The organism is Magnetospirillum sp. (genome assembly GCA_027532905.1).
In the GTDB taxonomy this organism is placed as follows: domain Bacteria; phylum Pseudomonadota; class Alphaproteobacteria; order CACIAM-22H2; family CACIAM-22H2; genus Tagaea.
Map to the genome: position 1 here is coordinate 906897 of JAPZUA010000002.1, position 25474 is coordinate 932370.

A 25474-nucleotide genomic window follows, 5' to 3' on the forward strand; every position below is an offset into this window, starting at 1 on the left:
GAAATGGCTCCCTGGGTTAGATTCGAACTAACGACCAGCCGATTAACAGTCGGCTGCTCTACCGCTGAGCTACCAGGGAACGGATGACGCCTGCATATAACAAAATGCCCGGCCAGCGCCACAGCAAAAATCGCAAAGGCAGACGCGCACCCGCCGCACGCAGCGCCGCCCAAATGGAGGCCGGGGGCGGAATCGAACCGCCGTATAGGGGATTTGCAGTCCCCTGCATTACCACTTTGCTACCCGGCCCCGGGTTGCGGACAGGACGTATAGTCAGGACCGCCGCAAGGGTCAACAGGCGGGCGTTGCCGCAGCGCAACAGCGCCCGCAATCGGTCGCCCCCCTTGCGGGTCGGTGCAATTGTCACGTCGTCGTTAAGGACTTATAAGATATAGTCTTGCGAATCGTTCTGTCGGATTCGCCGACAGGTGCGCTCGTTTTTGCAGGTGCCCAAAAGCATGGATTTCGCTGCCGCCCGCCTGAACATGGTCGAAAGCCAGCTGCGCACCAACCGCGTGATCGATACGCGGCTGGTTGAAGCGATGGCCGCTGTGCCGCGCGAGGCGTTCCTGCCGTCGCATTTGCGCGCGATCGCCTATGTCGATGAAGATATTGCGCTCGGCGGCGGTCGTTATCTGATGGAACCGATGGTTTTCGCGCGGCTCGTGCAGAGCGCCCAACTGGCGCAAGGTGCACGCGTTCTACTCGTTGGCTGCGGCTGCGGCTACGGCGCGGCTGTTTTGGCGCATATGGGCTTGAACGTGACGGCGCTCGAGTGCGATGCAAATCTCGCCGCCGCAGCTCGTACAGCCTGTGCCGTCAACGGAGCGGGTGCCGTTGCAACGGTCCAAGGACCGTTGGAATCCGGATGGCCTGCGGCTGCACCTTACGATGTGGTTCTGTTCGAAGGCGGGATCGGCGATTTGCCGCCGGCATTCGCGGCCCAAGTTGGGGAGGGCGGGCGCCTGCTCGCCGTGCTTGCTCCGCCCGAGCACCAAGGCAAGGCCACGCTGTGGCAGAAATTCGCGGGCAGCTTGACGGCACGAAGCTTGTTCGATGCTGCAACGCCGCTGTTGCCGGGCATGGCCCGCGAACCGGGGTTTGTGTTTTGATCGCCGAAGTCAAAATACCGGCCGCCGAAACTGCGGCGCTGCCGCTGCAAATCGAGCCCGAAGATCTGGCTGCGATGCGGGCCGGCGCGATCGCGCACACGCTTATCGACGTGCGCGAACCGTGGGAGACCGAGCTTTGCCGCATCGACGGCAGCCTCGATCTGCCGATGGGCGAAATCGACGAATCGCTTGGCCGAATTCCGAACGACCGGCCAGTCGTAGTGCTGTGCCATCACGGCATTCGCTCAATGCAGGTCGTGGGCTGGCTGCGCGGGCAGGGATTCAACAACGCAACCAATCTGCGCGGCGGCATCGCGTTGTGGGCCGACCGCGTCGATCCTGGCATGCGTCGCTACTGAGTATCGTTTTAGGAGCAATTCGACGATGAATAAGATTTTGTCCGCTTCCGCCGCTGCGACAGTGGCTCTTGCGATCGGCTTCGGCGCCGTCGCCGGCGCCAATGCCCAGACGCTGGAAGAAGCGCTGTCGAACGCCTATCGCTCCAATCCGGAAATCCTCGCCCAGCGTGCTGGCTTGCGCGCCGTCGACGAACAGCTGCCGCGTGCACTTTCGCAATGGCGCCCGACGGTCACGGCGAGCGGCAATGCCGGTCCGGCGCGCGACAGCAACGCGACGACGGCCACCGTGTTCGGCGCCAACGGCGTTTCGGACCGCACGACGACCTACACCGACCGGCGCCGCACGCAAGCGCTCGCCTCGCTGCAGGCGACCCAGCCGCTCTATCGCGGCGGCCGTTCGACGGCCGAGCTCAATCGTGCGGAAGCCAACGTCCAGGCCGGCCGCGCCCAGCTCAGCGCCATCGAACAGCGCGTGCTGCTCGACGGCGCCACCGCCTACATCAATCTCGCGCGCGAACTCGCCGTGCTCGAACTCAACACCAACAACGTTCAGGTTCTGCAACGCCAGCTCGAAGCCGCGCGCGACCGTTTCCAAGTCGGTGAAATCACGCGCACCGACGTAAGCCAAGCCGAAGCGCGTTTGGCGCAGGCGCAAGCGACGCGCACGGGCTCCGAAGGCAACGTTGCGACCGCGCGCGCGGCCTATCTGCGCGTGGTCGGCAGCGAGGCCGGTCGCGTCGCAGTACCGCCCTTGCCGAGTTCGCTGCTCCCCGGTTCGGAAGAAGAAGCCCGCCAGCTTGCCATGGCCGCCAACCCGACCCTGGTGCAGGCGCGCTTTACGCATGAATCCTCGAAGCACGATGTGGCCCTGGTCGAGGGCGAGAAATTGCCGACGGTCGCCTTGCAGGCCGACGCCATCCGCTCGGTCGAACCGGCGGGCTCGCGCGGGTTCCGGCGCGACACGGTCGATGTGCTGCTTACCGTGACCGTGCCGATCTACCAAGCCGGCCAGCCCGATGCGCGGACGCGCGAAGCCAAGCAGGTCGAAGGCCAGCGCCGCACATTGGTCGATGTGTCGACCCGTCAGGTCTCCGACGACGCAACGCGCGCTTGGCAGCAATTCCAGACGGCGGGCGCGCAGATCGTGTCCTTCCGGGAGCAGATCCGGTCGAACGAAATCGCGCTCGAGGGCGTCACGCAGGAAGCGCGCGTCGGTTCGCGCACCGTGCTCGACGTGCTCAATGCCGAACAGGAACTACTCACGAGCCGCGTTAGCCTTGTCCAATCGCAGCGCGACCAGGTCTTGGCGGCGTTCCAGCTGCTGAGTGCCACCGGGCGCCTGTCGGCCAAGGATCTGGCCCTGCCGGTCGAAATCTACGATCCGACGGTCTATACGGAAGCGACGCGGTCGCGGTGGATCGGTACCGACATACCAGGAGAGCCGGCCAAGAAGTAGCCCTGCTTTGTTCTTAAGGGATCGGCGGATATCTCTGGCGCCTAAAGGTTTTGTCGCCTAAAGTTAAGAATAGGAATGGCTAAAGCACGACGATGACGGATCCAAAGAACCAACAAGAACCGTCGATGGAGGAAATCCTCGCCTCCATCCGCCGAATTATTTCGGAGGATGGCGACGCTGGAAAAGCGCCTCCTGCCGCACCGCCACCTGCGGCCGAAGCCCCGCCGCCGCCACCACCCCCACCTCCGCCGCCGCCGCCTCCTATGATGGAGCCCGAGCCGGAACCGATGATGGAGGAGATGGAGGCTGCACCGCCACCGCCACCACCACCCCCGCCGCCGCCACCCCCGCCGCCGCGTCCGCGGGCTCCGATGCCGGAGCCCGAAATGGACGACGTGATGGAGCTCACGAACGTCGTCGACAAGCCGCCCCCGGTCATGACGGAGGAGCCACGCAGGCTCATGTCCGACGGTACGGCTCGCCAAGCGTCCGACGCGCTGCAGGGTTTGCAGGCGCGCGTGCCGCGCAACCTGCTGCTCGGTAACTCGGATCTCACGATCGAAGATCTTGTGCGTGCCGAACTGCGCCCGATCCTCAAAGCTTGGCTCGACCAGTACCTGCCCGATCTGGTCGAACGCATGGTCCAGCGCGAAATTCGCCGCATTACGCGCGAATCGCAGGACTATTGAGCTTCGGCGCCGCAGCACTTAAGACAGCCCAATGACCGAACAAGCAAAGCCCGAGGGCGCCGAGAGCGGCCTCGCAAAAACCTATGCGCCCGCCGCGATCGAAGCCAAGCACTACGCTGCTTGGGAGAAAGCGGGCAGCTTCGCCTGCAACCCAGCCTCGGATCGCACGCCCTACACAATCATGATGCCGCCGCCCAACGTGACGGGCTCGCTGCATATGGGCCATGCGCTGACCTTCACCTTGCAGGATGCGCTGATCCGTTTCTGGCGCATGCGCGGACGCGACGTGCTGTGGCAGCCAGGCACGGACCATGCCGGCATTGCGACCCAAATGGTGGTCGAACGTCGTTTAGCCGAGCGCGGCATTGCGCTCGACCGCGGCGGAAAGCCCGAAGGAAACAAGCAACTGATCGGGCGCGCCGAGTTCCTCGACGAAGCCTGGAAATGGAAGGCAGAGTCGGGTGGCACCATCACGCGCCAGCTGCGCCGTTTGGGTGCGTCGCCCGACTGGGCGCGCGAGCGCTTTACGATGGACGAGGGTCTGTCGAAGGCCGTGCGCAAGGTCTTCGTCGATCTGCACAAGCAGGGCCTTATCTATCGCGACAAGCGGCTCGTGAATTGGGACCCGAAGCTGCACACGGCGATTTCCGATCTCGAAGTCGAGCAGCGCGAGATCAAGGGCCATCTCTGGCATCTCAAATATCCGATCGCGGGCGAAGAGGGGCGCTTCATCGTTGTCGCGACCACGCGCCCCGAAACGATGCTGGGCGACACAGGGATAGCCGTGCATCCCGACGATCCGCGCTTCAAGGATCTGCAGGGCAAACAGGCCGTTCTACCGCTCGTCGGCCGCCTGCTGCCGATCGTGGCCGACGACTATTCGGATCCCGAAAAAGGGACGGGTGCAGTCAAGATGACGCCCGCGCACGACTTCAACGATTTCGACGTCGCCAAACGCCACGGGCTTGCGTTCATCAACGTGCTCGATAAGGACGCGCGCATCTCGGGCGACGTGCCCGACGCCTATCGCGGGCTCGACCGCTATGCCGCGCGCAAAGCGATCGTGGCCGATCTCGAGGCTTTGGGCCTCGTCGACAAGATCGAGCCGCACACGCACACGGTGCCGCACGGCGACCGCTCGGGCGTGGCGCTCGAGCCGTGGCTCACCGACCAATGGTTCTGCGATGCGGCGACACTCGCCAAACCCGCGATCGAAGCGGTCGAGCAGGGGCACACGAGCTTCGTGCCCAAGCATTGGGAGAACACCTATTTCGAGTGGATGCGCAACATCCAGCCCTGGTGCGTGAGCCGCCAGCTCTGGTGGGGCCATCGCATTCCGGCGTGGTACGCGCCCGACGGCAGCGTGTTCGTCGAGGCCGACGAAGCGGCCGCAATGGCCGCCGCGCACGCGAAGTTCGGGCGCGACGTCGAACTTAAGCAGGACAACGACGTGCTCGACACGTGGTTCTCGTCCGCCCTGTGGCCGTTCTCGACGCTCGGCTGGCCCGAGCAGACACCGGAGCTTGCGCGCTACTATCCGGGCGACGTGCTCGTCACGGGCTTCGACATCATCTTTTTCTGGGTCGCCCGCATGATGATGATGGGCATCCATTTCGGCAATCCGGGCAAAGCGCTTGCCGAGCGCGTGCCGTTCAAACACGTCTATATCCACGCGCTGGTGCGCGACGAACGCGGCCAGAAAATGTCGAAATCGAAGGGCAACATCATCGATCCGCTCGATCTCATCGACAAATACGGCACCGACGCTTTGCGCTTCACCTTGTGTGCGCTCGCAGCCCAAGGGCGCGACATCAAGCTCGCCCCGGCGCGCGTCGAAGGCTACCGCAACTTCATCACCAAACTCTGGAACGCCGCGCGCTATGCCGGCATGAACGGCGTTTCGCCCGATCCCAAATTCGATCCGGCGTCGGCAACGCTCACGGTCGACCGTTGGCTGCTGGGCGAGCTCGCCAAGACGGCGGCTTCCGTGACGGCAGCGCTCGAAGCCTATCGCTTCAACGAAGCGGCCGATGCGCTCTATCGCTTCGTGTGGGGCACGTTCTGCGACTGGTATCTCGAATTCAGCAAGCCTTTGCTGCAAAGCGGCTCTGCGGCCGACCAAGCCGAAGTGCGCGGCACCACGAGCTTTGTGATCGGCCAATGCCTGAAGCTCCTTCATCCGCTCGCCCCGTACGTGACGGAAGAACTTTGGGAGACGATGGGCTATCGCAATGCAGGCCCGCAATTGATGGTCGAGAGCTGGCCCGATCTTCCGGCCATGCCGGGCGATGCGGCCGCCCAAGAAGAAATGAACTGGGTCGTCGAGACGATCTCGGCGATCCGCACGCTGCGCGCCGAGATGAACGTCCCGCCGGCTGCACGCTTGGCCTTGCATGTGCGCGACGCGAACGCGACGGCCCAGCAGCGCATCGAGCGCCATGGGGGGCTCATCCGTACGCTGGCGCGCATCGAGGCGATCGCGCCCGAAACCGGCGGGCCGACCAAGGGCGGAGCACCCATCGTGGTGACGGACGCGACGTTCGTATTGCCGCTTGCCGGCATTGTCGATGCGGCCGCCGAGACCAAGCGGCTCGAAAAAGAGCTGGCGCGCCTCGACGGCGAGATCGCCAAGATCGACAAGAAATTCGCGAATGCGGATTTCGTCGCCAAAGCCGATCCGGAAGTCATCGCCGAAAACAAAGAGCGCAAGGCCGATGCGCAAGCGGCAATCGCACGGCTGCGCGCGTCACTGGATCTAATCCGCTCGATCTGAGCCTTACGCCGCCGGCGGGTCGATCAGCGACACGTGGGCGGCAACCACGCGCCAGCCTTCGGGGAAACGCACCCAGCTCTGCTGCTGGCGGCCGAGCTTGTTGCCGCCGGCGCGGCGGAACAGCGTCGAAGCGACCGCAAAGTCGCGCCCATAGCTCGTGATGACCGTGTTCTCGAGCGTGCGCTGCAGCCCTTGCGGCGAACGTGCGGCGCGGAACGCCTTGATCGCTTCGTAGCCGAACAGATTTTCGGCAATGCCGAGTCGTACCGTCGTCGGCTTTTGCGAAAACAACTCGTCGAGCGTTTCGACGTCGTTGGTTGTGAGTGCGACTTCGTAGCGTTCGAACGCCGCTTTCACTTCGGCGAGCACGTCGGGCAAATCGATCTCGGGCATTGGGGACTTTCCAAAAAAGAACTAGAGGGCGACCGGTGCGCGCACAACGCCGGCCGTTTCGAGGAAATGTGCCGCGCGCAATGCAAGATCCTCGCGCCATGGGGCGGCGATGATCTGTACGGCGACGGGCAGGGGGCCCAGCCCATGCAGCGGTACAGCAACGACCGGCAAACCTACGAACGAAATCGGCTGCGTATAGACGCCAATATTGGGGCGCAACAGCATTTCCTGGCCGTTCAGGGTGAAGGTCTGCTGGCCGAGCGCGGGTGCGGCACACGGCGTTGCGGGTGCAAGCAGCAGGTCGAATTTTTCGAACAGCTTGGCGACTTCGCCTTGGAACCAGCTGCGCACGCGCTGGGCCTGCATGTACCACGCACCCGGCACAAGATTGCCGGCAATCAGGCGATCGCGCGTGGCCGGATCGAAATCCGCCGCGCGCTTGCGCAGACGTTCGAGATGCAGCTGTCCGCCTTCGACATTGGTGATGACGAAAGCCGCCGCTCGCGCGCGATGCACTTGCGGCATCTCGACCGTTTGTTTGGTGCCCAACGCCTCGGCGCAGCGGCGCACGGCTTCGTACACGATTGCTTCGCCGCCCGCCCCGAAATAGCCGCCAAGCGAAGCCACGCGCAGACCGCCAATGCCGCTTTCAAGCGTGGGCAAGGTCGCCTCGAGGCTGCGCTGCGCGCAGGCACGGTCGTTGGCGTCGGGGCCTTGCATCGCGTCGTAGGCCAACGCGAGATCGCCCGCCGAACGCGCCAACGGGCCCAAATGATCGAAGGCGCCGACAAACGGAAACGAACCGTGGCGCGAGAGACGCCCAAAGGTAGGTTTGAGCCCGAACAGGCCGCAGAATGAGGCCGGCACACGGATCGAGCCGTTGGTATCGGAGCCCAACGCGATCGTGGCCATGCCGCCCGCAACTGCACCGCCCGAACCGCCGGACGAGCCGCCAGTCATGCGCGATGTGTCGTGCGGATTGCGCGACGCACCGTCATGCACATTCTCACCCGTAAAGTCGTAGGCGTATTCGCCCATGTTGAGCGCACCCAGCAGCACCGCATCGGCCGCGTCCATGCGTGCGACGAGGGCGCCGTCGGTCTCGGCCGGCGGCAAATCGCGATTGATTTTGGAGCCGGCGCGCGTCGGCAGGCCCGCAATGTCGAACAGGTTTTTGACCGCGAACGGCACGCCCGCGAGTGCGCCGAGCTTTTCGCCGCGCATGCGCCGCGCGTCGATATCGCGCGCCTTGGCAAGGGCGCGTGTAGCCGTCACCTCGGTATAGGCGTTGAGCGTGGGGTTGGCGGCAGCAATCCGCGCCAAATGCGTCTCGACAACGGCGACGGCGCTCAGCGCACCCGACTGAACTTGGCGCGCAATCTCGCGCGCCGGCATCTCAAGCGGGGTCATGGCCGGAAGACCGGGGCGGCTTCGACCGTATCGGGCAATTCGAACGACAGGACCAATTCTGCAATCGCGGCGGTGCGCTCGAAATTGGCGACCACGCCGGGCCGATACTCGGGGTCCAATGTGAGGCCCAACAAGGCAGCCGCACGATCCACATATTCTTCGACAGCAACTTTGTCCAAAACCGAACTCCCGTAAGCCTCAGAAGAAAGCAGAAACATGCACATCGGATGCCAAGCGCCCGGCGGTTGCCAGCGTGCCCGGAATCCTCCATAAACAGCGCACTTTACGACAGGAAAACCCGATGCGTTCCTACTACATCACGACCCCCATCTATTATGTCAACGACGTGCCGCATATCGGGCACGCCTACACGACGCTTGCCTGCGACGTGCTGGCGCGTTTCATGCGTCTGGACGGGGCCAACGTGTTTTTCCTGACCGGCACGGACGAGCACGGGCAAAAGGTCGAAAAGTCGGCATTGGCGGCTGGGATGACGCCGCAGCAATTCACGGACAAGGTCTCGGCGAATTTCCGCGCTCTTGGACCGGCCCTCGATTTTTCGAACGACGATTTCATCCGCACGACCGAGCCCCGCCATGTCAAGGCCAGCCAAGCGATCTGGCAGGCCATGGCCGCACGCAAGACACCGCTCGGGAACAACAACATCTATCTCGACGCCTATCGCGGCTGGTACGCTGTGCGCGACGAAGCCTATTACGACGAAGGCGAACTCACCACTGGGCCCGACGGCAAGAAGCGCGCGCCGTCGGGTGCGGAAGTGGAGTGGGTGGAAGAACCTTCGTATTTCTTCCGCCTGTCCGACTGGACGCAATGGCTGCTCGATTTCTACCGCGACAATCCGGCCGCCGTCGGGCCGCAAACGCGCCTCAACGAAGTGCGCAGCTTCGTGAGCCAAGGGCTGCACGATCTGTCGATTTCGCGCACCACGTTCGGCTGGGGCATCAAGGTGCCGGGCGACGACAAGCACGTAATGTATGTGTGGCTCGACGCACTCACCAACTACATCACGGCCGCAGGCTACCCCGACATCGATGGCGAAAAATTCAAGACCTTCTGGCCTGCCGACCTGCATATGGTCGGCAAGGACATTGTGCGCTTCCACACGGTCTATTGGCCCGCGTTTTTGGCCGCCGCCGGTCTGCCCACACCCAAGCGCGTGTTCGCGCATGGCTGGTGGACGATCGAGGGCCAGAAAATGTCGAAATCGCTCGGCAACGCGGTCGAACCGCTGAAGCTCGTCGAGCAATACGGCCTCGACCAAGTGCGCTATTTCCTGATGCGCGAAGTGCCGTTCGGCCAGGATGGCGACTTCAGCCGGGCGGCGATGATCCGGCGCACCAATACCGACCTTGCCAACGATCTCGGCAATCTGAGCCAGCGCGTACTTTCCTTCATCGCCAAGAATGCCGGTGCAGCCGTGCCCACACCGGGCGACTATTCGGATGCCGACCGCTCGATGCTGGCCGCAACCGCGGGGCTGCTCGACGCGACGCGCAACGAGCTCGATCAGCAAAATTTCCACAAAGCGCTCGAAGCAACTTTCGGCGCGATCGCCGACGCGAACCGCTATGTCGATGGCCAAGCGCCGTGGAGCCTGCGCAAGACCGATCCGGCGCGCATGGCAACCGTACTTTATGTGCTCGTCGAAACGCTGCGGCGCGTGGGCCTCGTGTTGCAGCCTTTCATGCCGGGTACGATGGCAAAGCTGCTCGATCAGCTGGCTGTTCCGGCGGCTGCACGCAGCTTCGCTGCGTGGGAGCAAAGCCTCGTGCCCGGCACGGCGCTGCCGCCGCCGAGCGGCTTGTTCCCGCGTTATGTCGAAGAGCCGCCAGCGGGCAAGGCCTAAGTCCCATGCTCGTCGACAGCCATTGCCATCTCGACTATCCCGACCTTCAGAAGGATTTTTCGGGCGTGATGGCGCGCGCCAAATCGGCGGGCGTTGAAACGATGCTGGCCATCGGCACGAAGCTGCGCGACTTCGACGCCGTGCGCGCGATCGCCGAAGCCAACGACAATGTTTTCTGCACGGTCGGCATCCATCCGCACGAGGCCGCCAACGAGCAGACGGCCGCCGACGCTTTGGTCGCACTCGCCGACCATCCCAAGATCGTCGGGATCGGCGAAACCGGGCTCGATTATTTCTATGAAAAAAGCCCGCGCGAAGCACAAGCCGAGAATTTCCGCGCCCATATGCGTGCGGCCCGCGCGAGCGGCCTGCCGCTTGTGGTGCATACGCGCGATGCGGACGCCGACACGGCCGATTTGCTCGATTGGGCGCACCGCGAATTGCCGGGGACGATCGGCGTGCTGCATTGCTTCACCTCGTCGCTTGCGCTTGCGCAAAAGGCGATCGGGCTCGGCTACTACATCTCGATCTCCGGAATCGTGACCTTCAAGAACGCCGAGGATCTGCGCGCGACGGTGCGCGCGTTGCCGCTTGAGCGGCTGCTGGTGGAAACGGACTCGCCGTATCTGGCCCCCGTACCCAAACGCGGCAAACCGTGCGAGCCGAGCTACGTGCTGCACACGGCCACGTTCGTGGCCGAGCTCAAGGGCGTGGGCCTGCCGGAACTCGCCAAGACGACCAGCGACAATTTCTACCGGCTGTTTTCGCGCGCCAAGCGCCCGGCGGCATGAAACTCAAAGTGACCGTTCTGGGCAGCGGAGCCTCGGGCGGCGTGCCGGTTATCGGCTGCGACTGTGCGGTCTGCCGCTCGAGCGAGCCCGCCAACAAGCGCTTGCGCGTGTCCATCGTGGTCGAGAGTGCGACGACGCGCATCTTGGTCGATGCGAGCCCCGATCTGCGCCAGCAATTGCTACGCCTGGGGGGTGCACCGAAATTCGATGCCGTGATTTTCACCCATGCGCATGCCGACCATATGCACGGCATCGACGAGCTACGCTCGGTCAACCACGCGATCCAGGCGCCGCTACCGTGCTACGGCGACGCTTCGACACTTGCCGACGCTAAACGGCGCTTCGGCTACGCGTTTGGCACGATGGCGGACTTGCCCGACCGTCGCCATTTTGTGGTTCCGGTTCTAGCGCCGACGGTAGTGCAACCGGGCGAGGGGTTCCGGATCGGCGATATCGACGTGCAGCCTTTCGAACAGCTGCATGGCGGCGATCGCGACCCGACCTTGGGCCTGCGGTTCGGGGCGTTTGCCTATTCGACGGACGTCAAAACTTTGCCCGAGGCCGCGTTCGCGAGCTTGGCCGGGGTCGGGGTCTGGCTGGTCGATTGCCTCCAAGAAGCACCGAACTGGGCCCATAGCCATTTGGCCCAGACCTTGGAGTGGATCGCGCGCGTGGCGCCCAAGCGGGCGATCCTCACGCATATGAGCCATCGCGTGGATTATCCGACATGGCATCGCGATTTGCCGCCAGGCGTGGAGCCAGCATTCGATGGGATGGTGCTTGAGATCGGCGCGTAGACCTCGAAACAGTGTGAGAGTAGCCGGTTAAGTATCTGCATAAGAACTATATAGTTTATTTTTGATAATATACATTATGACATTACTTGATGTCGGGAATTGACCACGTGCGGCGACCCGCCATCGACCTGCCCCCAATGTTACGATTGGCGCCTGCGATTCGCCTCCCGGCCCAAAGGCACCGCATGGAGAACCCATTGGACTATGCGTGGTTCTGGCTGCTCGCCAATGCGGGCGAAGTTCGCGATCTTTTGATCGCGTTCGCGGCTGCGTGTATCGGACCGTATCTGGGGTATCGGGCCTATGTGGCGCGCCGCCTGGTCGCGGCGCGGCAGCGTACGGCCGAGGCAACCGAACTTGGCAAATCGGCTGAAATCATGGCGGCCGCTTTTGCCGGTCTTGGCGGGCTCGAGATCCACACGCGCGTTGGCGCGATCTACACGCTCGAGCGCCACGCCCGCGACCGGCCGACCGACCAGGGCCCGATCGTGCAAACGCTCGCAGCCTTCGTGCGCGAACGCTGCCCAGCCCCCGTCCCCAAACTGGTCGGCGGCAGCTACCAAAATCCGAGCCCCGAGGCGATCTACGTGCCGCCGGCGACCGACATCCAAGCGGCCGTCACGGTGCTGGGACGCCGCGAGCGCGCCAACGATCCGCCCAATACGCGGCTGTCGCTCGCCTGCGTGAATCTGTCCGGCTACGATTTGTCGGACGGCGATTTTACCGGCACGAGCTTCCGGGGGGCTTATCTCTGCGCAACGAACTTCGCCGGGGCCAAAGTCATGCGCGGCGACTTTCAATTGGCGATGCTCGAAAGCGCCGATTTCTACAATGCCAAAGCCCAGGAGGCTTCGTTTTCAGCCGCCTATTGCGGCCAGACGCGCTTTGCCCATTGCGATTTGACGGGCGCACGCTTCGTCGAAAGCGATCTGCGCGATGCCGACTTTACCGGTGCGACCTTACAGCGCGCCGATCTCGCCGGAGCCGCCCTTGACGGTGCCAAAATCGAGCCGCGCGCTTTGCCGAAGCCCCGCTCGACAGATGCGTGATCGGCCCTTAGGCTCCTCCCCGACATGACCGACACGACCGACAAACCCGCGCCGATTTCGCGGCTCCTGGCCATCATGGCCAAGCTGCGCCACCCGACCGAAGGCTGCCCCTGGGATCGCGAACAATCCTTCGCAACCATCGCCCCCTTCACGATCGAGGAAGCCTACGAAGTCGCCGACGCGATCGCGCAAAACGATCTTCCGGCCCTCAAGGAAGAGCTTGGCGATCTTCTGTTTCAGGTCGTGTTCCATGCGCGGCTGGCCGAAGAGCAAGGCCAGTTCGATTTCGACGCGATCGCCGAAGCCTTGTCCGACAAGATGGTGCGTCGCCACCCGCACGTGTTCGGTGCGGCCGACATCCGCAGTGCGGACGCGCAGACCGAAGCCTGGGAGACGCAAAAAGCGCATGAGCGCAAAGCCAAGGACGCAGGCGCCGGAGCACTGAGCGGCGTACCGGTCGGCTTCCCTGCCCTGATGCGCGCGCAAAAACTCCAGAAGCGCGCAAGCCGCGTCGGCTTCGATTGGGGCGAAGCGTCGCTTGCTCTTGAGAAAGTCGCCGAAGAGGTCGAAGAGCTCGGTGCCGAACTAGCCGGCGGAACGCCGGCCGCGATCGAAGAGGAATTGGGCGATTTGCTGTTCTCGGTCGTCAATGTCGGCCGCCTAGCGGGCGCGGATGCGGAAACGGCGTTGCGCAACGCCAACGCCAAATTCGAGCGGCGCTTCCGGCGCATCGAAGCGCTGCTGGCCGAACAAGGCAAGACGCCGGCACAGTCCAATCTGGCCGAAATGGACGCGCTGTGGGACCAGGCCAAACACGAAGAAAAATCCTGACGGGAGCCGCCGAAAAATGACCGCCTTGCCTGTTTACGAAGACGTTCTGAAGGCCGCTGGCCGCATCAAGGGCCAAGCCGTGCGCACGCCGCTGCTGACCTCGCCGTCGCTGAACAAAAAGCTCGGCTGCCAGCTCTATGTGAAAGCCGAGCCCTTGCAACGCACGGGCTCGTTCAAGTTCCGCGGTGCCTACAACAAAATCTCGCAGATCCCCGCCGCCGACCGTGCCAAAGGCGTCGTTGCGTTTTCGTCCGGCAACCACGCGCAAGGTGTAGCGGCGGCGGCAACGATGCTGGGGCTGCCGTCCTGGATCATCATGCCGGCCGATGCGCCTGCGATCAAAATCGCGCGAACGCGCGAATTCGGCGCCTCGGTCGTCCCTTACGATCGCTACAAGGACGACCGCGAAGCGATGGGCCTCGAGCTGCAAGCAAAATACGGCGCCACTTTGGTGCGCCCCTACGACGACGCCGACATTCTGTGCGGCCAAGGTACGCTCGGTCTCGAAATCGTCGAACAATGTCGCGAGTTCGGCGTGTCGCCCGACGCGGTCGTGGTGTGCTGCGGCGGCGGCGGGCTCGTCTCGGGCACCGCCCTCGCTTTGTCCGGTGCCGCACCAGGCGTGCCGGTCTACTCGGTCGAACCTGCCGATTTCGACGAAACCAAGCGCAGCCTCGTTTCGGGAAAACGCGAGAGCAATTCGCCCGACGCACGTTCGATCTGCGATGCGCTGCTGGCCCCCACCCCCGGCGAACTGACCTTTGCGCTCAACCGCGCGCTGCTCGCGGGCGGCCTGTCGGTAACCGACGACGAGGTTCGTGCCGCCATGCGCACCGTCTTCGTCGAGCTCAAACTTGTCGTCGAACCCGGCGGGGCCGTTGCAATTGCCAGCGTGCTCACGGGAAAACTGCCCACGGAAGGCAAAACGATCGTCGCCGTTGCCTCGGGCGGCAATGTCGACCCAGCATTGTTTGCCCAGATTATCGGCAGTTGATGCCGAATTAGGCGGCAACTTGCCTCAAGGCGCCTTGTGCCGTCGCGATTGCGGGAATGGCCCTAGCCTTGCAAGCCGTTGCGATCTCGTACGAGCCCCCAGCGCAGGCGACCTGCGCCTAATTCAGATGAAAGGTTCTCTGCCAATGACCAAATCGATTTCTCGGCGCAAATTCGGCCTCGGCGCCGCCGGTGCGATGGCTGCCGCGTCGCTCGCCGCCCCAGCTCTGGCGCAGGCGCGCACGCGCATCCGCTTCACCCTCGACGTCGATTTCTGGGGTCCGCAATCGAACTTCCTGCTCGGGCTCGAGCGCAACTTCTACGCCGAAGAAGGCCTCGACGTGACGATCGACGGCGGTGCGGGTTCGGGCCAGGCCGTCACACGCGTGGCACAAGGCACCTACGAAATCGGCTTCGGCGATTTCGGCACGATGGCCCGCTTCACGGCCTCCAACCCGACCACGCCGGTCACCTCGTTCTTTGTGCTGTGGGACCTGCTGCAGCACGGCATCGTGTTCCGCAAGGGTGCTTTCGCCTCGCCCAAGGACATCGAAGGCAAGGTTCTCGCGGCTCCCGAGCCCGACGCCGGGCGCCAGATGTTCCCGCTGTTCGCGCGTGCGGCCGGCATCGACATTTCGAAGGTCACGCTGCGCCATATCGACTTCCCTCTGCGCGAAACTCTCGTCGTGCGCGGCGAAGCGCAGGGTGCAACGGGCTTCGTGTCGTCGGTCGCGCTCAACATGGTGCGCGCCGGCGTGCCGCTCGACCAGATCGGCTGGTTCAGCTACGCCAGTGCCGGCATCGACCTGTTCGGCTCGACGATCTTCGCGCGCAAAGACTGGCTGGAGCGCAACCCGGATGCCGCCCGCGGCTTCGCCCGTGCCACGGCGCGCTCGATGCAGGCGATGATCGCCGATCCGCGCGCCTCGATCCAGGCGGCCATCCGCCGCCAACCGCTCAACACGATGGAAGTCGAACTGCCGCGCTACCAGATGGTGCTCGAACAGTCGATCGTGACGCCGGCGACGCGTGCCGGCGGCATCGGCGTCGTCGATGCGGCACGCCTCGAGCGCAACATCAAGGCGCTGTGCGAAACCTTCAACATCACGCCGGTGCCCAGCAACGACACGATCTACACCAGCGCGTTCCTGCCGGCGGCCGATCTGCGCCGCCTGCCGCCGAACGTCTAACAGACCTGCAAGCGCCACAAACGACGGCCGATCGGGTTCGCCCGGTCGGCCGTTTTTCTTTGGGGCGCGCGCTTGCGCCGTCCGACGCGGCACGGCATGCTGGCGGCGTACCGCAATCGTGCGAAAGGGAGACGATCCGTGGCGCGCTCGTCGGGCCTGCTCCATACGCGCAAAGACGTTCAGACGCTGCTTGCAGCACTGGAAACGCACGCCGACAAGGTCATCGCCGCCGCCAAGGAAGCCTCGCAGGCCCTGTCGGAAGAGGAATTCGGCATCTATTCGCGCTTCCGCGGCCATTGCGACGATTTCGACACGCTGGCGATCGTGATCGAGTATCGCCTCAAGAACATGCGCACGGGGCGCGACATGGCGCTCGAAAAACAGTTCGAAGAACTCGGGATTTTCATGCTCACGGCCACGCTGCAGACCAGCCTGCATTTCCTCAAGATCCTATCGACGCGCAACGAATTGCCGCTCGGCTCGAAAGACATATTCCTCGGCGAGTTGCGCAATCTCTACCGCGTCAAACAGATGCTCGAGCAAGACCGCTACCGCAAAAAAGTGTCGTCGCGCGCGGTCAAGGACATCGAAACGGCCGAAGATATCCTGGGCGTCATCATCGAACGGGCACCGAGCCTCCTGCAGCTCGAAACCGGCGAACTCGCATGATCTCCACCTCCACCAAGATCGACCGCGAAAACGAGCAGGTCGCCGAGAAGGTGCGCGAAATGCTGTCGGCGCTCGAGCGCGGTGCCACCCGCGTCGTGACGGCAGCCCAGCAGGCCGCCAACGACGCCAACGACGACAAATTCAAGGCTTACGTGGCGTTCCGCGAATATGTCGACGATTTCGACACGCTCGCCATCGTCATCGAATACAAGATCAAGCGCCTGCGCGACGGCAAGGCCGATAAACTGTCCGAAAAATTCGTCGAGCTCACCGGGTTCATGCTGTCTGCCATCGTGACGGCGAGCCTGCATTTTCTGCGCATCCTCGCCGAAAAACGCGAATTGCCGCTGGGGGCGCGCGACGTCTTCATGTCCGAATTGCGCAGCCTCTACCACGCCAAAGAGCGCATCGAGACCGAGCGCTACGCGCATTTGCTGACCGACCGCACCAAGAGCGATCTGGCGGCGGCCGAACAGATTCTCGAAGTCGTGATCGAGCGCGCACCCAAATTGCTCAATTTCGACGATTAGGGCCGTCAGCGCGGTCTGTTTTTGGCGCGGCCCTGGATGATTTTGCGCTCGACCGCGCGCTCGCAGCGCAGGCGCTGCAGGCTCGCTTTGCTCTGGCTTTCGCGCAAATCACGGTTGGTCTGGACCGCATAGCGCTTAAGCTCGCGCGCATAAAGCGCGTCGCAGTCGGCATAGGTGCTCGGCTCGCGGTTCTGGGCGACGCTTTGCGTTGCCAGGGCAACGAATCCGATAACGGCGAGACCAAAAACGATGCGCATATCGCAGCATAATTGAAGCGCTACATCACTGGCAAATTGCAGATTATTTCTTCTGAATCAGAGTCTTAGTTATCTTTATCGATTTCTAATAAAAACATTTGACCTTTTTTAAAAATTTGATATAAATACTTTGGCTTGGGTAGATGATACTCAAACGGGTTCTGCAGGAGGCTTCTCCACCTCTTTGCGCCCAATAACTTGGCTAAGCTGGTCCCTTGGCCTGGTCGGCCGACCTGCGGTTCGTCGCGGTTCCGCAGGTCGGCCAAATTTTTGCGCATCGGCCCGAAAAGCGCTAAAATGTGACATGGATCCAATTGAGGCCTCTGCCCAACTCGACAAAACGGCATTGCAGATTCTGGCATCGTCGGTCGGAACCATTTTGGGTGAACAGTCGAAAATCCACCAATTCGTGAAATTGGCGGCCGAACGCCCGTCCAGCATCAATATGGACCGTGCACGCCGCACGTTCGATGCCCTGCCCGTCTACCAGCGCAAACGCGTCGCCGAAACGGCCGAGGGCACTGCGCACAAGCAGAAGAGCAGCTCGTCGATGGCGGCGATTTTGAACCGCCTCAGCAACGAGCACCCAAAGCCGCGCGCCAAACCGAGCGAGATGCCGCCGCCGCCGGAGACCAAAGCGCCGATCAAAAAGGTCGCCCGCGAAGTCGCCTGGAAATAAACCGCCAAAATCGGTTACAGAGCCGCCGCTGGACCCAGCGCGAAAATTGTGTAGGTTCGCGCTCCATGGACCCCAGCGAACTCGAAGCGCGCCTGCTGTATCGCGACGGCATGATGCTGATTCTGGACAAGCCACCGGGGCTTGCCGTGCATGCGGGCCCGCGCGGTGGGCCAAGCTTGCGCGACGATCTCGACGGGCTGCGCTTCGGCCTGCCGCAAGCGCCCGAGCTTGCACATCGTCTCGACCGCGATACCAGCGGCTGTCTGGTGCTGGGGCGCCATCGCAAGGCGCTCGCCAGACTCGGCAAGCTGTTCGCCGAAGGCCAAGTCCGCAAAACCTACTGGGCGATCGTCGTCGGCAAACCGCCGCAAGCGGCAGGCCTCATCGATCTGCCGCTACTGAAAGAGAATCGCAAATCCGGCTGGCGCATGAAGGTCGATGCCAAGGGCCAAGCCTCGCAGACCGAATACAGCACGATTGGAAGCGTGGACGGCAGCACGGGCGCCTTGACTTGGCTGTCGCTTGCCCCCAAAACCGGCCGCACGCATCAGTTGCGCGTGCATCTGGCGGCGATCGGCTGCCCGATCCTCGGCGATCCAGTCTATGGCGGCGATGCGACGAAAGCGGCAGAATTCCCGCTGCATCTGCATGCGCGCGAAATCCGCGTGCCGCTTTATCCGCGCCGTGCCCCCATCAAAGCGGTCGCCGAAGTTCCGGCGCATATGCACGTGGCCATGCGAAGCTGCGGCTGGAAGGACGGCCCGCGCGAAGCACAAGTCCCCGCGGCCTGATGCCCCGCCGCTAATGCTCGCCGCCGACACCGATCGCAACAGCCCGTTTGTAATGGCCGCGTCGTTGCGCGACACGCGCCGCGGCGTCCTCGCGGGGCTCGCTTTGTCGCTACTGCTGCATTTGCTGCTTGGGTTGCTTTGGCTCGATCTCACGCCAATGAATCTCGCCGATGCCGGCACGGATTTGGTCGCGATCGAGCTCGTCAACGAGCCGCCGCCCATCCCTACGCCGCCGCCGCCGCCCGCACCGCCGCCACCCCCGCCGCCGCCTGCGCCAGAACCCCCGCCGCCACCTCCGCCGCCGGCGGCACCAGCACCGCCGCCGCCCCCGCCGCCGGCCGCGGCCGCCGCTCCGCCCTTGCCGCCGCCCTCGGTCGTGCAGCGCGAGACGGCGCGCAACGCCGAACGTTCGTCGTCGCCAAACCAAGCCCCGGTCCGCCCGCCGACGGGCGGCACGTTCGCATCGCCGCCAACCCAGGCCGCCCCTGCGCCGCAGCCCGCAAGCCGCGACGGGTTGCTTGCCCCCGCCCCGCCGCGCCCGCGCGACGAGCCGCGCGGACTTTCCGCCATTCGCGGCCCCGTGCAGCCGCCGTCGGGCGGCCCGCCCGGCGAAAGCCTGACCCAAAGCGAAATCGACCATCTGCTGGCGCAGGTCTTCGCCGTGTGGATTTTCGATTTCCGCAACCCGCGCTTTCGCGATCTCACGATCGTGGGCGCGTTCGAACTCAAACCCGACGGCACACTCTCCGCCCCGTTCGGCGCCTACGATCCGTGGCGCCCCGATCGCATGATCGCCGACTACGAAACGCTTTTGGCACGCCCCGATCTGCGCGAGCAGCGGACGGTCATGGAGAGTTTCTTGGGAGCCATGCGCCAGGCCCAGCCTTTCGCGCGCCAACCCGACGCCCCGCCGCTGACGGCACCGAAAATCCTTCGGTTCTCGTTCCGGCTTGGGGATCTGATGCCGCCCTGATAGCGTGCCCCTTCAGCAGACAGGTTCATCCCACGTGCCGCCACATCTTGCCATTCTGACGACCCCAGGCTGGGACGATTACGCATTGCTCGACAGCGGTGCGGGCAAAAAGCTCGAACGCTTCGGTGCCAACACGATCGTGCGCCCGGAGCCGCAGGCGATTTGGCAGCCGTCGGGTGCCGCGTCTGCGTGGGACGCGGCCGACGCGTTTTTCGACGCCAAGCCCGGCGACAGCAAAGCGGGCGACGAGGACGACAATTGGGGCCGCTGGCGCTTTGCGCGCGACCTCGCCCCCGAATGGCCCGTTGCCTATCGCGACATTCGCGTGGCCTGCCGCTTCACGGCGTTTCGCCATGTCGGTCTGTTTCCCGAGCAAGCGCCGCATTGGGATTGGGTTGCCGAACGCAAGCCCGCGGTCGAGGGCGGTGCGCGGCCAAAGCTCCTCAATCTCTTTGCGTATACGGGGGCCGCAAGCCTCGTGGCGGCTGCAGCCGGCTACGAAGTCACGCATGTGGACGCATCCAAAAAAGCCATCGCCTGGGCCAAAGAAAACCAAGCTGCCTCGGGCCTCACGCAAGCGCCGATCCGCTGGATCTGCGAAGACGCCACCAAGTTCGTCGCGCGCGAGGTTCGGCGCGGCAATCGCTATCACGGCATCCTGCTCGATCCGCCCAAATTTGGCCGCGGTCCTGCCAACGAAACCTGGCGCATCGAAGAAGGCTTGATGCCGATGCTGGCCGACTGCGCCACACTGCTCGCCCCCGGCCCGTCTTTCCTGATGCTGACCGCCTATGCGATTCGGCTTTCCGCCTTGTCGCTGCTCGAGGCCGCGCGCGATCCGCTGAGTACCCTTGGCGGCACGCTCGAGGCAGGCGAACTCGCCGTGGCCCAACGCGCAGGCGGTCGATTCTTGTCGACGTCGCTCTATGTGCGCTGGACCGGCCCCGGAAGCGCGCCATGATCGAGGACCAGATCCGCGCCATTTCGAGCCCCAGCAATCCGCTGATCAAAGACATCCGCGCTTTGCATATGCGCAAGGCGCGCGCCGAAACTGGGCTGTTCGTAGCCGAAGGTGCGCGCACGGTGCGCGAAGCGCTCGACCACGGCATCGTGCCCAAGATGCTCGCCTATCGCGCCGACCAGCGCGACCAGCCGAGCGTGGCACAAGTGCGCCAAGCCGCCGCCAAGGGCGGAGCCACGTTGCTCGAAGTGTCGCCCAACGTGCTCGAGAAGATTTCGGCGCGCGACAATCCGCAAAGCGTGATCGGCGTGTTCGCGCAGAATCTGCGCCCGCTGTCGGACCTCGACCCGACGCGCGCGGCACTGTGGCTGGCACTCGAGGGCGTCAAAGACCCCGGCAATCTCGGCACCTGCATCCGCACGGCCGACGCGGTCGGTGCGGGCGGTGTGGTGTTGATCGGCACGACCTGCGATCCGTTCGGGCTCGAGGCCGTTCGCGCCACGATGGGCTCGATCTTCGCGGTTCCGCTCTATGCGGCAACGCAAGAAGAAGCGATCGCCTTGCTCCACCGCTGGCCGGGCACGAGCATCGGCACGGCCTTGCAAACCGCGATCGACTATCGCGACGTCGCCTACAAGAAGCCCTGCCTCATCGTCAACGGTGCCGAGCAAAGCGGCCTCAGCAACGAAGTTCGTACCGCGTGCAACACGCTTGCCAAGCTGCCGATGATCGGGCGCGCCGACAGCCTCAATCTGTCTGTTGCCGCCGGCGTGATGCTGTACGCGGCCCTCGACGCGCAAGCGCGCGGCTAGTCGTCCGCTGCCGTCGGCTCGGCGCGCTTGCCCACGAGCGACGCACCCGCTGATTTGGGCATTGCCAAAAACACGAAGCCCGAGCACGCGGCGATAGCGCCGACGGCAATGAAAGCCGGCACGAATTGCACGGCGCCCAAACTGCCCGTGACCGCCCCGCCGCTGGCGGCCGCAAGCGCCAACGCTGCGACCGAAATGCCGATCGAGCCCGACAATTCCTGCAGCACGGCGGCGAACGTCGAGGCACGCGCCGTCTGCTCGGCCGAGACGTCCGCGTAGAGCACGGCGTTTGTGCTCGTAAACTGGAGCGAGCGCGAGAAGCCGCCGAGCAGCAGAATTGCCGACAGCGTGGTGCCGGCCATGGCGGCCGTAAACGTGATCGGGATCGCGATGAAAACAGCCGCCACGAAGGCGTTGAAGATCAGCACGCGCCGAAACCCGACGGCGCGCAGGATCTTCGGCGCGCAGATTTTCATCGCGAGCGCGCCGATCCCCGTCGCGAAGGTCACGATGCCGCTTTCGAAGGCCGAGCGCGCGAAGCCAAGTTGCAGCAGCAAGGGCAACAGAAATGGCGTGGCCCCTGCGCCGACGCGAAACAAAAAGCCGCCCATGACGCCGATGCGGAAGGTGGGGATCTTCAGCAATCGCAAATCCAAAACCGGGCTTGGATGGCGCCACGCATAGCGGCAATAGAGGGCGATCAGCAGCAGTCCCGTCGCCGCCATCGCCGCCGCATAGACAGTTGCGATGACTTCAAGCCCGATCGCGGTCGCACCGACCAACGTCAAGGCCAAGCCCGGCCCGATCATGAGGAAACCGCGCAGGTCGAAGGCGGCCTGGGTCTCGGCACGGATTTGCGGCAAAAAACGCGCGGCGACGGCGATGCCCAGTAAAGCCAGCGGCACGTTGATCCAGAAAATCCACGGCCACGACATATACGTGGTGAAAAACCCGCCAATAGGCGGCCCAAGAATCGGTCCGATCAAGGCGGGCGTGGTCAGCACGGCCATGGCGCCGATCAATTGGTTTTTGGGCACGCTGCGCACGACGACAAGGCGCGCGGTCGGGATCATCATCGCCCCGCCCGCCCCTTGCAGGATGCGCGCAAAAACGAGGCTCCACAGGCCCGTCGAAAGCGCGCAGGCAACCGAACCTGCCGCGAACACGGCCATCGCCCAACAGAAGACCGTGCGCGTGCCGTAGCGGTCAGCGATCCAGCCCGAGGCCGGAATGAACACCACCAGCGACACGAGATAGCACGTCAAAACGAGTTTGAGATCGACCGCATCGACACCGAAATCGTTGGCAATGCTCGCAAGGGCCGTCGCCAGCACAGTCGCATCTATGTTTTCGACAAACAGGGCGCTGGCGGCAATCAACGGCACATGACGCGCCATCGGCGGAACGGCTTCAGCCATAGGCCATTATCGGCGCTCGTCACCGTCTACTCAAGCACAGCGGCCGTAAGGCAAATGCCGCGAAAACATCGCTTGCGCTGCGTCTGTGGCCTAAAGCAAAGGCCTAAACCAAAGAAGTGGCGGAGGGGATGGGATTCGAACCCACGATACCGGTTTCCCAGTATAACAGTTTAGCAAACTGCCGCCTTCAGCCACTCGGCCACCCCTCCGCCGGGAGTGGGTTTTTACACGGCATATGCTGCTGCCGGTTCTAAGCGCGGTTGCCGTTTCTGTCAACGCAAAGACAGGCCAAACGCTTGTCATATTTGGGATTCTGCCCACAGCCGAGGGGCAGATGTGGGGATGGGGCGTGGTATATCCGCAACACTGCTAAAATTCAAAATCAGTTGAATCAAAATATTTGGCAAGTTTTAGAGAAAATTAACCAGTGGAGGCTCAATCTATCCGCAGGCGACCTGAGAAAGGTCACCGCAGGATCAGGACCAGAAACCACTTTACGACCTCATTAACCACCAAATCAGGACCAAAGGAGCCATAACCCATGTCGTCGCTTTCCCGCCCCGTCATCGACACGCTGCTCGATCTCATCGACAACAAGCTCACGGCGATGGACGTGATCGACCGCGAAGATGCGCGCATCCACTCGGTGCTCGAAAACGCCAAGCGCGAATTGCTGGTCGCCCGCGGCCCCGCTCTGCCGCGCCGCACGCTGCGCCCGCGCAACAGCATCCGTCCCGGCTCGGCCATCATCGAAAACTCGGTCGCGGCCTAAGACTAAGTCGGTTTCGGGCGGGGGCACCTGCCCCCGCTTTTGCCGCCTTTTCCATTCGCCTACATCTCGACGCCGCCTTGGCGTTGAATTAGGTTGTCGGCCCCGTCGCATCGGCAATTCAGCCGAACCGGGGCCGAGGTTCAAGGTTTGAGCAAAAAACGCGTTTCGCCGGTCGGCATTTTGCCGTTCCAGGATTATCGCCGGTTCGTGGCCGATGGCCGCATCGCTGCCCAAACGGCGATCGACGATTCGCAAATCCAGCCTGCCAGCATCGACCTGCGCTTAGGGGCGACGGCCTATCGCGTGGCCGCAGGCTTCATGCCCGGCCCCGACGCGCTTGTCGCCGACAAGCTCAAGCTCCTCACCATGCATGTACTCGATCTAACGGCCGGTGCCGTGCTCGAGCGCGGTTGTCTCTACATCATCCCGCTGCAGGAATCGCTCGACCTGCCTAAAGACGTCGCGGGAAGCGCCAATCCCAAAAGCACGACCGGGCGGCTCGACATCTTCACGCGCCTGATGTGCGACCGCGGCCGCGAATTCGAAAAAGTGCCGGCCGGCTACAAGGGCCCGCTCTATCTCGAAGTGAGCCCGCGCACCTTCTCGATCCTGGCGCGCAGCGGCCAGACGCTGAACCAACTGCGCCTGCGCCGCGGCAATCCGACGATGACGGATGCGGCCCTCGCCGCCCTCGACAAGCGCCTGGGCCTTGTCTACGCGCCCGATTCAAACCGCGAGCGTGCGCAGATCGGCCAAGGTCTGTGGATTTCGATCGATCTCGAGGGGGCGGATGGCAGCCGCACGATCGGCTACCGCGCGCGCCACAACGCGCCCTTGATCGATCTCGCGCGCATCGGGCACTACGACCCCGCCGATTTCTGGGAGGCGCTGCCGCGCACCAAATCGCGCTCGCTGATCCTCAATCCCGACGATTTCTACATTCTCGTGAGCCGCGAGAAAATCCGCGTGCCGCACGAATACGCGGCCGAGATGGTGCCGTACGATACCTCGGTCGGCGAGTTCCGCATCCATTATGCGGGCTTTTTCGACCCCGGCTTCGGCTATGGGGCCAACGACATCGAGGGAACGCGCGCCGTGCTCGAGGTGCGCTCGCACGACGTGCCGTTCCTGCTCGAACACGGGCAGATCGTCGGGCGCTTCGCGTTCGAACCGCTGACGCAAACGCCCGACCGCATCTACGGCGTGGATATCGGCTCGAACTACCAGCGCCAGGGCCTGACGCTGGCCAAACAGTTCAAGCGCGCGCGCTAAAACGCCGTTCCTTTGACGACCGCCGGACGTGCTGCGATCGCGTCGTGCCAGCGCTTCACGTTCGGGAAATCGGCCAGATCGACCTCGTGGTAGGTGTGGCGCGCTACCCACGGGAACGTCGCCATGTCCGCGATGCTGTACTCGGCGCCAGCCAGATGCACGCTTTCGCCTAGACGCTTGTCCATGACGCCGTAGAGACGTCGCGTTTCCTTCGAATAACGTTCGATGCCGTAGGGCACTTTTTCGGGCGCGAAGCGGATGAAGTGATGCGCCTGGCCGAACATCGGCCCCACCCCGCCCATCTGGAACATGAGCCACTGCAGAACTTCGGCGCGCGCGCGCGGTGCGGTGGGCAGGAACTTGCCGGTCTTCTCGGCGAGATAGATCAGGATCGCACCCGATTCGAACACGGGGAGCGGTTTGCCGTCGGCCGCCGCGTGGTCGACGATCGCGGGTATCTTGCCGTTGGGATTGACCGCAAGAAAAGCGGGCGCGAACTGCTCGCCCTTGCCGATGTCGATTTTGTGGGTCTTGTAGGCAAGCCCGCATTCCTCGAGCATGATCGCGACCTTGCGGCCGTTGGGCGTGCTCCAGGTATAGAAGTCGATCATGTGCGAGTCTCCGGTGGGT

General features: G+C 63.8%; 27 protein-coding genes and 3 tRNA genes. 21 read left to right on the forward strand and 9 right to left on the reverse strand.

What is annotated here, in order from left to right; all coding sequences use genetic code 11:
• Positions 1-4: 4 nt before the first annotated feature.
• Positions 5-79: transfer RNA gene (locus O9320_12340), tRNA-Asn, on the reverse strand.
• A 95-nt stretch (positions 80-174) separates the two neighbouring features.
• A tRNA-Cys gene (locus O9320_12345) sits at positions 175-249 on the reverse strand.
• 209 nt (positions 250-458) lie between these two features.
• Between O9320_12345 and O9320_12350 the strand changes: the two genes are divergently transcribed.
• The 5 genes from O9320_12350 to O9320_12370 all read left to right on the forward strand — a co-directional run bounded on the left by O9320_12350 (position 459) and on the right by O9320_12370 (position 6389).
• Positions 459-1112, forward strand: coding sequence for a protein-L-isoaspartate O-methyltransferase (locus O9320_12350; GenBank protein ID MCZ8311639.1), 654 nt, complete (start codon positions 459-461; stop codon positions 1110-1112).
• Entirely contained in the window at positions 1109-1471 is a 363-nt protein-coding gene (locus O9320_12355) for a rhodanese-like domain-containing protein (protein MCZ8311640.1), read from the forward strand. Before O9320_12350 ends, O9320_12355 begins: the two co-directional genes overlap by 4 nt.
• Positions 1472-1496: 25 nt before the next feature.
• Positions 1497-2927, forward strand: coding sequence for a TolC family outer membrane protein (locus O9320_12360; protein ID MCZ8311641.1), 1431 nt, complete (start codon positions 1497-1499; stop codon positions 2925-2927).
• A 371-nt stretch (positions 2928-3298) separates the two neighbouring features.
• On the forward strand, positions 3299-3616 hold the full coding sequence (locus O9320_12365) for a DUF2497 domain-containing protein (GenBank protein MCZ8311642.1): 318 nt from the start codon (positions 3299-3301) through the stop codon (positions 3614-3616).
• Positions 3617-3647: 31 nt separating this feature from the next.
• Complete coding sequence (locus O9320_12370) at positions 3648-6389, forward strand: valine--tRNA ligase (protein MCZ8311643.1); 2742 nt, start codon at positions 3648-3650, stop codon at positions 6387-6389.
• Between the two features lie 3 nt (positions 6390-6392).
• Here O9320_12370 and hpxZ read toward each other — a convergent pair whose 3' ends face one another.
• The 3 genes from hpxZ to O9320_12385 are packed head-to-tail and all read right to left on the reverse strand — an operon-like array spanning position 6393 to position 8371.
• Positions 6393-6782 (reverse strand): oxalurate catabolism protein HpxZ, encoded by a 390-nt coding sequence (hpxZ, locus tag O9320_12375; GenBank protein MCZ8311644.1) that lies wholly within the window; start codon positions 6780-6782, stop codon positions 6393-6395.
• A gap of 21 nt (positions 6783-6803) precedes the next feature.
• Entirely contained in the window at positions 6804-8192 is a 1389-nt protein-coding gene (locus O9320_12380; GenBank protein MCZ8311645.1) for an AtzE family amidohydrolase, read from the reverse strand.
• Positions 8189-8371, reverse strand: coding sequence for a DUF4089 domain-containing protein (locus O9320_12385; protein MCZ8311646.1), 183 nt, complete (start codon positions 8369-8371; stop codon positions 8189-8191). Before O9320_12385 ends, O9320_12380 begins: the two co-directional genes overlap by 4 nt.
• A 74-nt stretch (positions 8372-8445) precedes the next feature.
• On the opposite strand from O9320_12385, the gene metG reads away from it, so the two are divergent.
• The 9 genes from metG to O9320_12430 all read left to right on the forward strand — a co-directional run bounded on the left by metG (position 8446) and on the right by O9320_12430 (position 16909).
• On the forward strand, positions 8446-10059 hold the full coding sequence (gene metG / locus O9320_12390) for a methionine--tRNA ligase (protein ID MCZ8311647.1): 1614 nt from the start codon (positions 8446-8448) through the stop codon (positions 10057-10059).
• A 5-nt stretch (positions 10060-10064) separates the two neighbouring features.
• Entirely contained in the window at positions 10065-10850 is a 786-nt protein-coding gene (locus tag O9320_12395) for a TatD family hydrolase (GenBank protein ID MCZ8311648.1), read from the forward strand.
• On the forward strand, positions 10847-11647 hold the full coding sequence (locus tag O9320_12400) for an MBL fold metallo-hydrolase (GenBank protein ID MCZ8311649.1): 801 nt from the start codon (positions 10847-10849) through the stop codon (positions 11645-11647). The genes O9320_12395 and O9320_12400 overlap by 4 nt, the downstream gene beginning before the upstream one ends.
• A 185-nt stretch (positions 11648-11832) precedes the next feature.
• Positions 11833-12696: a pentapeptide repeat-containing protein gene (locus tag O9320_12405; protein ID MCZ8311650.1), complete on the forward strand. Its 864-nt coding sequence runs from the start codon at positions 11833-11835 to the stop codon at positions 12694-12696.
• Positions 12697-12720: 24 nt separating this feature from the next.
• Entirely contained in the window at positions 12721-13527 is an 807-nt protein-coding gene (gene mazG / locus O9320_12410) for a nucleoside triphosphate pyrophosphohydrolase (protein ID MCZ8311651.1), read from the forward strand.
• Between the two features lie 16 nt (positions 13528-13543).
• Positions 13544-14521, forward strand: a complete 978-nt coding sequence (locus tag O9320_12415) for a threonine/serine dehydratase (GenBank protein MCZ8311652.1) — start codon at positions 13544-13546, stop codon at positions 14519-14521.
• A 145-nt stretch (positions 14522-14666) separates the two neighbouring features.
• Positions 14667-15710: an ABC transporter substrate-binding protein gene (locus O9320_12420; GenBank protein MCZ8311653.1), complete on the forward strand. Its 1044-nt coding sequence runs from the start codon at positions 14667-14669 to the stop codon at positions 15708-15710.
• Between the two features lie 138 nt (positions 15711-15848).
• The gene (locus tag O9320_12425; protein ID MCZ8311654.1) at positions 15849-16379 is read left to right on the forward strand and encodes a hypothetical protein; all 531 of its coding nucleotides are present in this window, start codon (positions 15849-15851) and stop codon (positions 16377-16379) included.
• Complete coding sequence (locus O9320_12430; protein MCZ8311655.1) at positions 16376-16909, forward strand: hypothetical protein; 534 nt, start codon at positions 16376-16378, stop codon at positions 16907-16909. Before O9320_12425 ends, O9320_12430 begins: the two co-directional genes overlap by 4 nt.
• Positions 16910-16914: 5 nt before the next feature.
• Here O9320_12430 and O9320_12435 read toward each other — a convergent pair whose 3' ends face one another.
• Positions 16915-17166 (reverse strand): hypothetical protein, encoded by a 252-nt coding sequence (locus O9320_12435; GenBank protein ID MCZ8311656.1) that lies wholly within the window; start codon positions 17164-17166, stop codon positions 16915-16917.
• Positions 17167-17470: 304 nt separating this feature from the next.
• Here O9320_12435 and O9320_12440 point away from each other — a divergent pair, with 304 nt between their 5' ends.
• The 5 genes from O9320_12440 (at position 17471) to O9320_12460 (ending at position 21382) form a co-directional block, all read left to right on the forward strand.
• Positions 17471-17845, forward strand: coding sequence for a hypothetical protein (locus O9320_12440; protein MCZ8311657.1), 375 nt, complete (start codon positions 17471-17473; stop codon positions 17843-17845).
• A 65-nt stretch (positions 17846-17910) separates the two neighbouring features.
• Positions 17911-18636: an RNA pseudouridine synthase gene (locus tag O9320_12445; GenBank protein MCZ8311658.1), complete on the forward strand. Its 726-nt coding sequence runs from the start codon at positions 17911-17913 to the stop codon at positions 18634-18636.
• A 13-nt stretch (positions 18637-18649) separates the two neighbouring features.
• Entirely contained in the window at positions 18650-19609 is a 960-nt protein-coding gene (locus O9320_12450) for a hypothetical protein (protein MCZ8311659.1), read from the forward strand.
• Between the two features lie 34 nt (positions 19610-19643).
• The gene (locus O9320_12455) at positions 19644-20570 is read left to right on the forward strand and encodes a class I SAM-dependent methyltransferase (GenBank protein MCZ8311660.1); all 927 of its coding nucleotides are present in this window, start codon (positions 19644-19646) and stop codon (positions 20568-20570) included.
• The gene (locus O9320_12460) at positions 20567-21382 is read left to right on the forward strand and encodes an RNA methyltransferase (GenBank protein ID MCZ8311661.1); all 816 of its coding nucleotides are present in this window, start codon (positions 20567-20569) and stop codon (positions 21380-21382) included. The genes O9320_12455 and O9320_12460 overlap by 4 nt, the downstream gene beginning before the upstream one ends.
• On the opposite strand, the gene O9320_12465 is transcribed toward O9320_12460, so the two are convergent.
• Positions 21379-22800, reverse strand: coding sequence for an MFS transporter (locus tag O9320_12465; protein ID MCZ8311662.1), 1422 nt, complete (start codon positions 22798-22800; stop codon positions 21379-21381). The genes O9320_12460 and O9320_12465 overlap by 4 nt on opposite strands.
• Positions 22801-22917: 117 nt before the next feature.
• Positions 22918-23009 (reverse strand) — tRNA-Ser (locus tag O9320_12470).
• 332 nt (positions 23010-23341) lie between these two features.
• On the opposite strand from O9320_12470, the gene O9320_12475 reads away from it, so the two are divergent.
• Together O9320_12475 and O9320_12480 are read left to right on the forward strand one after the other, a co-directional pair.
• Positions 23342-23572, forward strand: coding sequence for a hypothetical protein (locus O9320_12475; GenBank protein ID MCZ8311663.1), 231 nt, complete (start codon positions 23342-23344; stop codon positions 23570-23572).
• A 147-nt stretch (positions 23573-23719) separates the two neighbouring features.
• Positions 23720-24844 carry a 2'-deoxycytidine 5'-triphosphate deaminase gene (locus tag O9320_12480; GenBank protein MCZ8311664.1) on the forward strand — a complete coding sequence of 375 codons (1125 nt, stop codon included), beginning with the start codon at positions 23720-23722 and terminating at the stop codon, positions 24842-24844.
• Here the strand turns inward: O9320_12480 and O9320_12485 are convergent.
• Positions 24841-25455 carry a glutathione S-transferase N-terminal domain-containing protein gene (locus tag O9320_12485; protein MCZ8311665.1) on the reverse strand — a complete coding sequence of 205 codons (615 nt, stop codon included), beginning with the start codon at positions 25453-25455 and terminating at the stop codon, positions 24841-24843. The two genes, O9320_12480 and O9320_12485, sit on opposite strands and share 4 nt — an antisense overlap.
• Between the last annotated feature and the right edge of the window lie 19 nt (positions 25456-25474).